The 12,442-nt window shown below is 42.1% G+C and carries 14 protein-coding genes; 8 read left to right on the top strand and 6 right to left on the bottom strand.

All coding sequences use genetic code 11. The features are described 5' to 3' along the window. A partial coding sequence (locus ACGHAV_RS06060) for a YihY/virulence factor BrkB family protein (RefSeq protein WP_390377797.1) occupies window positions 1–800 on the top strand: 800 nt, incomplete at its 5' end. Window positions 801–820: 20 nt separating this feature from the next. Here ACGHAV_RS06060 and ACGHAV_RS06055 read toward each other — a convergent pair. Next, complete coding sequence (locus tag ACGHAV_RS06055; RefSeq protein ID WP_390377794.1) at window positions 821–1,120, bottom strand: hypothetical protein; 300 nt, start codon at window positions 1,118–1,120, stop codon at window positions 821–823. Window positions 1,121–1,295: 175 nt separating this feature from the next. On the opposite strand from ACGHAV_RS06055, the gene ACGHAV_RS06050 reads away from it, so the two are divergent. Further along, on the top strand, window positions 1,296–2,732 hold the full coding sequence (locus ACGHAV_RS06050; RefSeq protein WP_390377791.1) for a flavin-containing monooxygenase: 1,437 nt from the start codon (window positions 1,296–1,298) through the stop codon (window positions 2,730–2,732). Here ACGHAV_RS06050 and ACGHAV_RS06045 read toward each other — a convergent pair. Continuing rightward, the gene (locus tag ACGHAV_RS06045; RefSeq protein WP_390377788.1) at window positions 2,729–3,229 is read right to left on the bottom strand and encodes a type II secretion system protein; all 501 of its coding nucleotides are present in this window, start codon (window positions 3,227–3,229) and stop codon (window positions 2,729–2,731) included. The two genes, ACGHAV_RS06050 and ACGHAV_RS06045, sit on opposite strands and share 4 nt — an antisense overlap. A 271-nt stretch (window positions 3,230–3,500) precedes the next feature. Here ACGHAV_RS06045 and ACGHAV_RS06040 point away from each other — a divergent pair, with 271 nt between their 5' ends. The 3 genes from ACGHAV_RS06040 to ACGHAV_RS06030 all read left to right on the top strand — a co-directional run bounded on the left by ACGHAV_RS06040 (window position 3,501) and on the right by ACGHAV_RS06030 (window position 4,711). Continuing rightward, window positions 3,501–3,704 carry a hypothetical protein gene (locus ACGHAV_RS06040; protein WP_390377785.1) on the top strand — a complete coding sequence of 68 codons (204 nt, stop codon included), beginning with the start codon at window positions 3,501–3,503 and terminating at the stop codon, window positions 3,702–3,704. A 150-nt stretch (window positions 3,705–3,854) separates the two neighbouring features. Beyond that, on the top strand, window positions 3,855–4,403 hold the full coding sequence (locus tag ACGHAV_RS06035; RefSeq protein ID WP_390377782.1) for a YaeQ family protein: 549 nt from the start codon (window positions 3,855–3,857) through the stop codon (window positions 4,401–4,403). Beyond that, the gene (locus tag ACGHAV_RS06030; RefSeq protein ID WP_390377779.1) at window positions 4,403–4,711 is read left to right on the top strand and encodes a hypothetical protein; all 309 of its coding nucleotides are present in this window, start codon (window positions 4,403–4,405) and stop codon (window positions 4,709–4,711) included. The genes ACGHAV_RS06035 and ACGHAV_RS06030 overlap by 1 nt, the downstream gene beginning before the upstream one ends. A 16-nt stretch (window positions 4,712–4,727) precedes the next feature. Here the strand turns inward: ACGHAV_RS06030 and ACGHAV_RS06025 are convergent, their stop codons facing one another. After that, window positions 4,728–5,183 (bottom strand): aspartyl protease family protein, encoded by a 456-nt coding sequence (locus tag ACGHAV_RS06025; protein WP_390377776.1) that lies wholly within the window; start codon window positions 5,181–5,183, stop codon window positions 4,728–4,730. 315 nt (window positions 5,184–5,498) lie between these two features. Here ACGHAV_RS06025 and ACGHAV_RS06020 point away from each other — a divergent pair, with 315 nt between their 5' ends. Then, complete coding sequence (locus ACGHAV_RS06020) at window positions 5,499–5,861, top strand: hypothetical protein (protein ID WP_390377773.1); 363 nt, start codon at window positions 5,499–5,501, stop codon at window positions 5,859–5,861. A gap of 95 nt (window positions 5,862–5,956) precedes the next feature. On the opposite strand, the gene nei is transcribed toward ACGHAV_RS06020, so the two are convergent. Beyond that, entirely contained in the window at window positions 5,957–6,787 is an 831-nt protein-coding gene (nei, locus tag ACGHAV_RS06015) for an endonuclease VIII (protein ID WP_390377771.1), read from the bottom strand. Between the two features lie 220 nt (window positions 6,788–7,007). Beyond that, window positions 7,008–8,126 carry a zinc-binding dehydrogenase gene (locus tag ACGHAV_RS06010; protein ID WP_390377768.1) on the bottom strand — a complete coding sequence of 373 codons (1,119 nt, stop codon included), beginning with the start codon at window positions 8,124–8,126 and terminating at the stop codon, window positions 7,008–7,010. A 277-nt stretch (window positions 8,127–8,403) separates the two neighbouring features. On the opposite strand from ACGHAV_RS06010, the gene ACGHAV_RS06005 reads away from it, so the two are divergent. Continuing rightward, on the top strand, window positions 8,404–11,295 hold the full coding sequence (locus ACGHAV_RS06005) for an ATP-binding protein (RefSeq protein ID WP_390377765.1): 2,892 nt from the start codon (window positions 8,404–8,406) through the stop codon (window positions 11,293–11,295). A 493-nt stretch (window positions 11,296–11,788) separates the two neighbouring features. Continuing rightward, window positions 11,789–11,926 carry a hypothetical protein gene (locus tag ACGHAV_RS06000; RefSeq protein WP_334013532.1) on the top strand — a complete coding sequence of 46 codons (138 nt, stop codon included), beginning with the start codon at window positions 11,789–11,791 and terminating at the stop codon, window positions 11,924–11,926. Between the two features lie 93 nt (window positions 11,927–12,019). On the opposite strand, the gene ACGHAV_RS05995 is transcribed toward ACGHAV_RS06000, so the two are convergent. After that, window positions 12,020–12,391, bottom strand: a complete 372-nt coding sequence (locus ACGHAV_RS05995) for a VOC family protein (RefSeq protein ID WP_390377762.1) — start codon at window positions 12,389–12,391, stop codon at window positions 12,020–12,022. Between the last annotated feature and the right edge of the window lie 51 nt (window positions 12,392–12,442).

Below are 12,442 nucleotides of genomic sequence, written 5' to 3'. Positions count from 1 at the left end.
CTGTTTTCCCTTTGCTCGCCGCCATAATTTCGTTGTACGGCATTGTTGTTTCTCAACAAGAAATTCAGCAGCACCTTGCCCAATTTATAAATTTGTTCCCACAGCAAAGCCATTACATTGTTGAGGAGCATTTAGCTAACTTCTTGAAACGCTCAGACTCTACATTGGGCTGGAGTTTTGCCGTTACGCTTGTGGTTGCTATTTGGGGAAGCAGTAAAGGTGCTAATGCCTTAATACAAGCATGTAATATCACTTATAGCGAACCCGAAAACAGAAGCTTTATAATGGGAATTTGTGTTCGAATAGTTTGCACAGTCTTCATGATAGCCGCCATTATATTCGCACTTCTAACCATCTCATTTCTTCCTCTAGTGCTTCAAGAAGTCACAAGCACAGCAATCAACCAAACACTCGCTTCGTGGTTAACATGGTGCATGTTATTTGTTTTCTTCAATACATGTTTAGCTGCGCTTTATCGATACGGCCCTCATCGGAAATCGCCAAAGTGGCGATGGGTTACACCAGGCTCAGTGCTGGCAACGTCTTTGTGGCTAGTCGCTTCCTACGCATTTAATATTTATCTTAGCGAATTTGCAGATTACGGGTCTACTTACGGTTCAGTAGGTGGCGTAATTATTTTACTTATTTGGCTGTACTTCAGTGCCAACATCATTCTTACAGGTGCTGAGTTAAATGCTGCTATTGAGTTACAAACTGTGAAAGATAGTACCGTGGGTGAGGACAAGCCTATAGGGCAGCGTGGAGCCGTAGTAGCTGACAACACACCGGGCACTTACTAGCTGCCAAATCAGATAACTAACTAGCCACGCCTCTCTACAGCAGGAATATTAAAATAGGCGTCAGGATCGTTTTCTTTAAGCGCATTCAACGTAGCTTTACGCGCCTGTCTCTCAGCAACAGACTCGCCAAATACGTCTTGGTGAGTTTGTTCAATTATGTCGTTTACTTCCCTATCAGAAACTACACCACTTAACCTCAGTGCGTGTAAAAAGCCCTCTGCTCGATATTTCTTTTTATCGTCAGCACGCCCAGCTTTAACTAGCGCAAACACATCGTGAAGTTGTTGTTTCCATATATCGACTAGCTGATTTTTATCCATTTTAAATACCTCCTCTCTGCACTACACCTTTTGTAAGCTTGGCGGCAAAAGCATGTTTCGCCGTATATATAAACATTAAAACGCTATTGGTAACCCTGTCGACAAATTAATCACAAACTAGTGATATTTTGACCTTTTTTAGTGCATGCTTATAAAAAACAAAAAAGAGTGCGATATGAACAGTGAAGTCGACATATTGGTAATTGGCGCTGGTATCTCGGGCATTGGGCTTAGCTACTACATAAAACAGCTTTGTCCGCAAAAGACCCTAATGGTTTTAGAAGGTCGGGAACAACTAGGGGGTACTTGGAGTTTGTTCAAATACCCAGGCGTGCGCTCTGACAGCGATATGTACACCTACGGCTATCAGTTCAATCCGTGGACAGAGCAAGACTCTCTTGCCACAGGCGATCGTATTTGCGACTACCTAAAAAGCACGGCTAATAAGTTTGATATAGACAAACACATTCATTATCAGCACAGGGTTACCCACTTAAATTGGAACAGCGACATAAAGCGCTGGGAAGTTCACGTTAGCACGCCAAAAGGTAGTAACGTGATTCACGCCAGCTATGTGTTTTCATGTAGCGGCTATTACAACTACAAAGAGGGTCACGCCCCTGAATTTGAAGGAAGCGATAACTTTAAAGGCACCATAGCACACCCTCAATTTTGGCAAGAGAATTTAGACTATAGCGACAAAAAGGTAGTGGTTGTTGGTAGTGGCGCAACTGCCGTTACCCTAGTACCTAGCCTTGCCAAAAAGGCGGCTCATGTCACTATGCTTCAACGTTCGCCTTCGTATATTCTGTCTCGCCCACAGCGCGACCTTTTCACCCGTGTCACACAATCAATGTTTTCCGCCTCAACCGCATCAAAGATCATCAGAAAGCGTAATATTTGGTTAGGTAATTTTTACTTCAAATTTATGACCAAATACCCAGAGCTTGCAAAGAAAGTCATTACAAAGGAAAGAAGCAAACTACTAACTGAAAACATTGATGATGCTCACTTTTCGCCCAGCTATAACCCGTGGGAGCAAAGGCTGTGTTTAGTACCAGATGCTGATTTATTCAATGCGCTTAATCGTAAACAGGCATCTATTATAACCGATGGAATAAGCCACTTTACTGAAACCGGTATTTCTACCGTTAGCGGAAAGCATATTGATGCCGACATTGTGGTTACTGCAACAGGGTTGAAGCTACAATTTCTGTCTGGGATAGACGTATGTGTAGACAGCGTGGTACAGAACACAGGCCAGAAAATGTTTTACCAAGGCGCACTGCTTCAAGATATACCTAATTTTGCAATGGTGTTTGGTTATACCAATGCATCGTGGACGTTAAAAGTTGAATTAGTATCGAAGTACATTTGCAGGTTGATAAACCATGTTGATGAGAAGCAGGCCAATTATTTTGTACCTGAAGCCCCAAGTAACATTATGCCCGAGCCATTCTTAAATTTATCGTCGGGATATATTCAACGCGCGCAAAGCATTATTCCCAAACAAGGGCAAATAGCGCCGTGGCGTTTAGATCAAGACTACGACATTGATAAAAAAAGGCTAGCAACGGCTAGCCTTGATGATATTGGACTAAAAATTAGTTAGCAGTCGTCAGACACAATAGTTAACGTGCAGTCAGGGAAGCCAAACGAATCGTACAGAATGTAACAACCTTGGTTTGTGGGTGTGCCCGATGAAGGAACGTCGAAGCCCACAAGCGTGTACTGGTTGGTTGAACGAACGTCTAGGTCGTCTCCTAAATCTAGGAAGTCTTCCATATCAAGCGCATCACCCAATTCGCCTTGGCTTTCTGGGCAAAGATTGCGGAAGTCTACTTCGGCTGAACCAATTCCAAAATTGATAATAAAGTTGGCTTGCCCAGAATCACCTGGGTTTTCAGCGAGCGGCGTTAACCCAGCTATACGCCCTTTTACTTTCACCAAGTCGATACTGGTTTGCATGCTAGCTTTTACAGATTCAAGTGATGCAATACGCGCATCAGAAGATAGTGATAGAAACTTTGGTGCAGCGGTAACTGCTAAAATGCCGAGCAAAACAATAACAATGATAAGCTCGATTAGCGTAAATCCCTTATTTGACATCTTATTCATTTTTCTAGTTATTTGTGTCTATATCGTATCGGACCGGGGTGAAAAAATCCAACGACTATTTCACAAAAATAGTCAGACATTCGATGTAAAAATGCCCTTAAGTACAGTTTTTTCCAACTATTAAAAAGTGTACTTTTTCGGCAGCGGTTTTAACTAGCCACTTATTTGAACTGAAACCTTTTCCTTCAAAGGCATAAAAATTAGAGATGAATAACACTACACAAACCAAAACGGGGACTGCGCCCTCTTACTGGAGACGCCTATGCTAACCAGTATCAAAAAAATAACAGGCTATATGCTTTTAGTGCTTTGCGTAACCATTACAGCCATCGTACTTATCAATACTACGCAGCATTTCTTCACACTAAATGAATGGCAAGACATCACCGCGTGCACATTAATCGTATTTTGTTCTACGCTAACTTTTACGCTATTAGCTAAGCGGATGGGCTTATTTCGCCGTTAGATTTTTGAAGATAAACAGGCCGATACAAAAAAATTAGCGTCGTGCACGCTCAAGCAATAAATAGCTGTTATTATGCGCCACATAAAATGAACCACCCGCAGGCCGCTTTAATTAGAAAAAGCGCCTTGGTCGACATGGTTACCACGAGCGATGGCACTAAAAGCAACAATATTTAAAGCAGACATATCTATTACCGATATGGATCGCAACTATTACAACGACCACAATTTAACTATTGCACGTCACCCTTCTGAAAACGATGAACGCATGATGCTTCGCATCATTGCTTTTATTGTGAATGCGCATGAACGCCTTCAATTTACCAAAGGGTTATCTGACGACGACGTACCCGATTTATGGCAAAAGAGCTTTAGCGATGAAATTGAGCTATGGATTGAACTTGGTCAACCGTCTGAACAACGCATTAAAAAAGGCTGTAATCAAAGCCAACAAATGATGATTTACGCCTATGCCGACAACAGTTTTGACGTATGGTGGAAGAAGGAGCAAAGCAAGCTTCAGTTACGAAAGAATTTAAGCGTATTTTCGTTACCTGACTCTCTTGCACCTACACTGGCCAATGCTGTTCAGCGCTCTATGCAAATTCAGGTAACTATTCAAGATGGACAAATGTGGCTTACGATAGAAGGTGCCGAAGTAACCGAAAGTGTTGAAGTAGCTACACAGAAGCATATGTAATGAAAAAACTCTCAGCCGTACAACAAAAGCAACAAACGCTGGTATTTAGCGTTGCCGATACATTAGAAGCAGAAGCGCTTAAAGAACTAGGCGGTATGGTTCAGTGTTGGTTTGACGTGCAATACCACGACTTTCCAGCTTCGTTACTTTTGCGCTTTCAGTTTGAAAATGAGGAACGCCTTAGTGAGGCTACGCCGCAGTTAAAAGTGTGGCAACGAAAGCTGAGTGCGGCGCTTTTGAAAAAGGGCGTTATCTTAAAACAAGGCCGCCAGCATTTGATATTTACTGTTGAAAGCCCTGAGGACTAACGTTTGTAACGAAAGGCTAGCACCCTGCCAACAACACCGACGAAGAAGTAATGGTCATTGGGGCCACACGAAGTAGCGTATTAATTCCTAAAATATTATTACCTTTAGGTAACACGGCAACTTCTACCGGCCCTACTTCACAAGTATCACCAATACGCACCGAACTTAGCTGATACTGCGAGACTTTCAATATTTTCCCATTTGCCATACGTGCGGCCGACGTGCGCGTAGCGGCTAACTTTTGGTTTTTTGTGAGCGCTTTAAATGTTGCTTCGTTTAGTGTTAGCAAGCTAGAGCCAGTATCAAGTAAAAATGAAGCTTTTACTGATGACTCAAGCGTAGCTTCTAAATAAAGTGTTCCGCCTTTACTTTGTAATAAAGGGATATTCTGCTCGACAGCAAGCGTCGATGTGCAAATAGAAAGTACACCACAGATTACTGCTAAGAATGACGCCAAAAGCTTAGATTTCATGTCGAAACCGCCGCGCTCTAAATGAAATAGTAATGCTTACTCAGCAAGATAAAGACCAGTAAGTTAATGCGTTGATAATCAATAATATTTCCAAATTTCAAAGAGCCGCGCGCACCACATTAGAGCAAAAAGACAACAAATGACGCACAGCGAACGAGCAAACACGCACAAAAAGGTGCAGCATTTACGTTACTGATTAAGAAATTGTCATCAAAAAAGCCATCTGATAGCAGTTAACTATCGCCAACAACCATTGTTTAAAAAGCATTCGTTCATACAATAGTATAAGTAAGTAAGGTATTTTGAGGATTCGATATGAAATTACGTTATGTTTTGGGCTCTTTGGTTGCTAGTGCATTACTTTCAACGTCGCTTCAAGCGGCGCCTTCTGCATCTGATGCAACCGTAAATGTGCAAGTGGTAGATTATTCAGGCAAACCACCTTTTAAGCGTCGCGTTGTTGAGCTTTCAGTTAACGATGTGGCGCAGCTAGAAACAGCGGGGCAAGAAGCTGTTGAATACGTAGAGGTGAAAGAAGTGGTTATGCGTGGTAAACCACCTTATCGCAGAGTAACCAAAATGATGCCAGTGTATGATGTAGCACAGCTCGAAGTTATTGATGACACTTCAAGCTCTTCAAAGAAAGGCACGCGCCCACCGTTCAAGCGTCACCATTAATCACTAATCATTAATCATCACGCAATAACAATCTGCGTTTTGCTTATCAGTACTGTGGCTTAGCTTCAAGCTAAGCCCGTTTCCTGGCTATTTTCTCACTTGCTGCGCTCTGGCTGACATTGCCTACACCAGTATAACCTTCGCCCATTATATGTCTGGCGCGTAATTGGCGTTGCACACACTCTGCACGGCATTTCTTCACGATCAAACACCATAAATCGTGTCCGCTCAAAGTCATCACCTTGCTGCTGTAACACTTCTCTCAGTTCAGTATAAACGGTGTACCCGCCGGTTTCATAACTGCGCTTACAAATGTCTAGCGTATGATATGCCAAGCTTTTTAACTGCTCATCATTCAACTCAGAAGGTTTAAGCGCGGGGTGCACGCCTGCTGCAAACAATATTTCACTTCGCAAGTAATTCCCAAGTCCAGCCATAAAACGCTGATCAAGATATAACGCACTTAATGCTCTGTTGCGAAACGCTTTTTCGGCTAACCGTACCTCAACAACATCACAGGTTACAGTGGGGTTCAAAACATCTGGACCAACTCGCTGTAAAAAGGGGTGTTCGTGAATTAACTCTGTAGGGTAAATGCTTATATCAGACGCGCTGTATAAAATGGCGCTGTGAGTTTCTGTATAAAGCCCTACCCGCAGCTGACGAGTAGTTTTTGGTTCATCACCTCTTTTACACGTATGCCATACACCATAAAGCTGGTTGTGCGAGTACATAGACAAACCATTACTAAAATGAGTTATCAGCGCTTTGCCACGTGTTTCTACGCGCAGAACATGCTCATTTTCCAACTGTTTTTCATAGTTTTTTAGCTGTGGCAAACCAAACTCTACACGTTCAAGGGGCTTATCTATAAGTACCTGCTGTACTTTATCTGCAGCGCGTCGTATTTCTGGGCCTTCAGGCATGTTATGTCTCGCTGTAATTCAACTATTGGTGTTATTTTTTAACAGGCTTTATAGAATGAAAATCAATAAAAAGATCGCCTTCGCCTACATCACAACGCATTACAGTAAGGTTTATTTAATTGGCCAAATTCTCAAAGCGACATACTAAAAAGCCTGTGACTACCGAACGGTAATCACAGGCTTTTGTTTTGTTACTAACCTTGTTATTTCACTCGTAAATTTAAGAGTTAGGCACAATCAAATACTTTTCACCGGTACGCTTTGCGTTGTACTGCGCCACGTTTTCAGGTTGCAGAGCCTCTTCAAGCGTAAGCTCTTTGGTATACGATGATGCAAATGTGGTATTAATTTCAGTCGCTACTTTTTGATACAGCTCACCCACACGCTTTCTGTCTAGTTTGCCTAAGAAGCGCATAAGCAACCAACCACCAATACTCCACGTCATGCCGTAGGCGCGGTTCAAGATTGTTGGTGAGAAGTCTAGGCCGCCGTAAACATATACTTGCTTGTTGGTATCCGAACCATACGTATTGAAGCCTTTCGCGTCTTTACTACCCGACGCTTCCATCATGGTTAAAATATCGCTTACCAACTCACCACCGCCAATTGCGTCAAAGGCCAATGTTGCGCCTGTGCTATCAATGGCTTGATACAGTTCAGCCTTAAAATTCTCGCTTGAAGAATCAAGTACAATTTTGGCGCCTATATCTTTTAATAGGTCTACCTGCTTTTGGCTGCGAACAATGTTTACAAGCTCAATGTCTTGCTCCAAACAAATTTTGTTCAACATTTGCCCTAGGTTAGATGCAGCGGCGGTGTGCACTAACGCTTTGTGACCTTCCATTTTCATGGTTTCGACCATACCCAACGCAGTAAGCGGGTTCACGAAAGACGATGCAGCTTGCTGTGGCGTAGTGCCATCAAGATGCGGCAAACAAGCTTGTACTGGCACACATGCAAATTCGGTATAAGCAGCACCGGTAAGAATTGAAACTGTTTTGCCCATTAATGCTTGCGCTTCAGGGCTATCACCCGCAGCAACTACAGTACCTGCACCTTCATTACCGATAGGTAGCGTTTGATCTAATCGAGATTTAATTCTGCCGAGTAAAGGCTTGTGTACTGGTGCTACTAATGCGTTTTTATCAGCATCAAAAGTTGCCTTATCTAAACTCGCAGGGCCAAACATAGGCCACATATCAGACGGGTTTATCGGCGATGCTTCCATGCGCACAATAACCTCATGAGGTTTTGGCTGGGGTACATCTACCTCTTTTAATGAAACTTCTAACTCACCTTCAGAAGTAATAAGCGTAAAGAGTTGTTTAGATTTGTTCATAAAATTTGTCTCGCCTTGTAGGAGTGTTTCTTTGTGTGATACAAAACTAACATGCTCGCACTATCAGTGTTATTTATATTGCTAATAGATAAGCTTTCCTACAACTTATAGAAAAAGCATAGCGCGTTATAGCAAGCAAATTGATTACATGGAAAAAGCGCAGTTCCTACCTTATAATTTTTAATGAAGTACATGACGCGTGAAAACGGAATGATGAACACGGCAAAAGGAAGACAATATACTTTGAAATTAATTAAAAGTGACGTTGCATAAGGCTATGTTTTTAAAATTTTTTATGCGCGTGCTGCTTACTTTCCTTTTTGTATTCGCTTTATCACTACTCTCTCCAACGGCACATGGGCTACAGATACCTGAAAACGTTGAAGCCGTAAGCCCTCCTGAGCTCGATGGCTTGAAAAAACGTGTTCAAAACAACAGCACTTCGGTAGCGCAAGAATTTGAAGAACTTGACCGTTTTTTTGCCGTATCCCCTAATCACAAAGACCACAGTCGTTACCTTAATATCAAAGCCTATGCGCTAATTCTTCAGCAAGAAAACCTGGCAAGCTACGAAATATTGCTGAAGGCGCGAGAACTAGCTAATAGCAGCAACAACACATTAGCATTGGCCGAGTCTTATCGATTAGAAGGCATGATCCTCGATTTTTCTGGTGAACATGCAAACGCACTAGAGGCATTAAACAACGCATTAGATTTATATACGTCATTAAACAGTGACCTTGTTCTACTGGTGTATAGCGCTATGGGCAACGTTTACATGTCGCTAAAAGATTATGAGCAAATGATGCAGTTTTCCAAACAGTACTTGTCTTCTGCTCAGCGCTTAAAAAGTAAAAAGGATGAAGGTATTGCTTACTTTTTCCAAGGATTCGCACAAATTAAGCGCGCTACTTATCAAGATGCAACAGTAAGTCTTCTTTTGTCGGAAAGTATACTGAAATCACTTAACTACCCTTTTATCGGTATTATTCATAACGCAATCGCTGACTTACATTTGGCGCAAGGTAATTTAAACGAAGCACTTAAGCGACTGAACATGGCTACCGAGGCCGACCGTAAAGTAGGCTTTAAATACAACCAAGGTGGGCAACTATTGAAGCTTGTAGAAATTTACAAGCAGAGAGGCAACATAGCGCTAGCCATTAGCGAACTGAAAGCAGGCCTATTGCTAGACGAAATTCAGCGTGACAAGCTACTGCTGTTGCAGCTGCTAGATGAATTGGTTGCGTTGTCTGAACAAACGCAAAACTATGAAGATGCCCTTACCTATTCAAAGCAATATCAAAAAGCTTTTGAACAAAGTTTTAACGAGCAACAGTCTAGGTTATTAGCGTTAAATCGGGTAAGGCTGTCGGTTTCAGAAAAAGAAGAAACCATAAAGCTGTTAGAAAAAGACAATGAGTTGAAAGAACAGCGTAACCGTATTCAGAAAAAGCAAAATACCATGCAGCTTTACTTTATAAGTGTCGTTTTCGCGTTTTTGTTTTTAGTGTTAGGGCTTTTAATTCGCACGCATCGTCAGCGGCAGGCGTTAGATACGCTAACTCAAGACTTACAAAAAGCCACCGCTGCCAAATCTGATTTTCTTGCTCGAATGAGCCATGAAATTCGCACACCGTTAAATGCCATTATTGGACTAACAAAACTATCGAAGCGCGACGCTGAAAATACAGAACAACAAACCAACCTTGAGCAGATAGAAAATGCATCCCAAAGCCTGTTAAGCATCATTAATGACATACTAGACTTCTCTAAAATTGAGGCCAACAAACTTACTATTGAGTGCGCCCCTTTTAACCTTGAGGCACTAGTGAACAAAACCGTTCACCTTTTCGGGGCCAAAGCTAATGAAAAACACATTGAAACCGTAGTACACATTTCCAAAAACGTACCCGTTAATGTGAAAGGTGATTCCCTGCGCATTCAACAGGTATTAAGTAACCTAATTAGTAACGCCATTAAATTCACCGAAGATGGATTAATTTCGGTAAGCATAAAGAGTAAAGAAGATAACGATAACGTTGTACTTCAGTTTGAAGTAAAAGACACCGGCATTGGTTTAAGTAGCAGCCAAATTGCTGAATTGTTTCAGCCGTTCAATCAGGGTGACGAATCTATATCCCGTAAATACGGTGGCACTGGGTTAGGATTAGCGATATGCCAACAGCTTGCTACTTTGATGGGCGGCCGTGTGTGGGCCGAGAGTGAATTAGGAAAAGGCGCTAGCTTTTTCTTTACGGTAGAGGTTAAGCGTGACAGCGCGCCGTATAATTCATTGCCTAATAACGCAACGCACATACCCAATTTCAGTCGCAAGAATATTTTATTAGCCGAAGATAATACGCTTAACCAAAAAGTTGCACTGGGGCTGCTAAACGATACTCATGCCACTATAAAGGTGGTTTCCAACGGGCGCGAGGCCCTTGAGGTGCTACGTGACAATAGTGCCTTCGACATAGTATTAATGGATATTCAAATGCCTATTATGGACGGCCTTGCTGCAACTAAGGCCATTCGCAACGAACTTGTATTAGACATTCCCATTATTGCCATGACCGCACATGCAATGCAGCAAGACATCAAAAAGAGCCTTGCTGCGGGTATGAATGGGCACATTAGCAAGCCCATCGACCCCGCTTACTTTTTCAATACGCTTTCAAGCATGTTAGATGACAATACTGATAGCAATGAAGCTGCAGTCACAATTAACAGCACATCACAGCACGCTGGTAACGGTTCAACAAACTTCCTAGCTGTAGACGAGAACGCGCTTAGCATTATTGATAAAGCACAGGCGATGAAACCATTGCTAGACGATGAAGCACTGTATCGCTCTTTATTGCATGACTTTGTGGCGCTTGAACATGAACTCAATGAACTGAAAAATGCTATTGATGCAAACGACATTGCAACCATATTGCGCATACTTCACATATACACCACGTCGCTGCGTTACATTGGCGCGTTTGCATTAGCCAATTACGTAACGCGTTTAGAAAAAACAATAAAACATCAAGATTACAGCTCTCTTCATAACCAAGATTCAATTGTAGAAGCCCTGTTTTTACTGCATGATAAGCTTGTTTTAACGCATCAAAAAGTGGCAGGCATTATTGCTGGGCATGAAGGGCAAATAAAAGGCAGATGAAAGATAGACGACCAGTGACCAACAACGTTATTACAAAAGTAACGCGTTTGTAATCTGAATAGTCTTTACACCAAATACTTATGTGATACTTTTTAGTTAGTTTTAGCAACGTAAGTAAGGAGGTGATCATATGTCGAGAGTTAAGGTATTTGAACAGGCAGCTATGAGTGAGGGTCGTTCTAGCTAACCCCTTTAACGCAATTGCTCTAGAAGGCTGTCTATTCAGCCCAGCTCGGAAAGCCGCGTCACGTTGCTGCACGCGGCTTTTTTTATGGGGACGGAAGCTACTGCCTGTAGCTGAAACTGTCGTTTCATTGAGGCGTTATTCGACTTACTGAACTAGGAGTTGGTTGAGCCTCTGCGCATGTTTTTTTACGTTTAACAAATTCTCAACAAAGGTTACATAAAATTGTCTTAAAATTAGGCACATACCTCTAAAAACTGTTGTCTTAGTAACAGTATAATTTCGCAAGTAGTTTAAGAGGTATATGACATGAGCAAAAACAGAGAACAAGTAAGTAAAGAAACCGCTAAAGTGGTAGCCACTATGATGGTGCCAATGGTAGCGCTAGGCCTAGTGTGTTTATCAATTGGCGTTTACTTAATGAATAATGTGTTTACTGGAATTTAGTCTTTAAATTCCAGTAAGTATAAGCAGTATTCGTGTTCGGTAAGCAAAACGTGAATACTGCTCTCCTCACTTCGACTAGCCTTTAGCCAGCACTTAGCCAAAGAAGTTAAAACAAATCTTATTGCCGTCTAAATCGCGCACGTAGGCACCGTAAAACAGTTTAGGCACACGCTGGCCCGGTTCGCCGTCGCACGTGGCGCCTAGCGATATGGCTTTGTTATACAAAGCGTCTACTTTCTCTTTACTGCCTGGCGCAATAGCAAACATGTTGCCGTTACCTGGGTGTGGGTCTTGCTCGTCGTATGGAATACACACTGCCACCATCGGCTCTTTCATGTTTTTGCCGATGTACTTAATTCTGTCCATATTTACCAAACGTTTAACGCCAAAGTCTTCTAACAGTTTCTCGTAGAACTGCGCAGATGCTTCAATGTCTTTTGTGCCTAGCGTAATGTAATTAATCATTGTAAACCCTTGTTGATTGCTTTTATCGTTTGATAAATGGTTACGGTAAGC

The organism is Alteromonas sp. MTD1 (assembly GCF_042848195.1).
In the GTDB taxonomy this organism is placed as follows: domain Bacteria; phylum Pseudomonadota; class Gammaproteobacteria; order Enterobacterales; family Alteromonadaceae; genus Alteromonas.
Note: the sequence above shows the minus strand (reverse complement) of the source record. Positions and strands in the feature narration are given on the sequence as shown.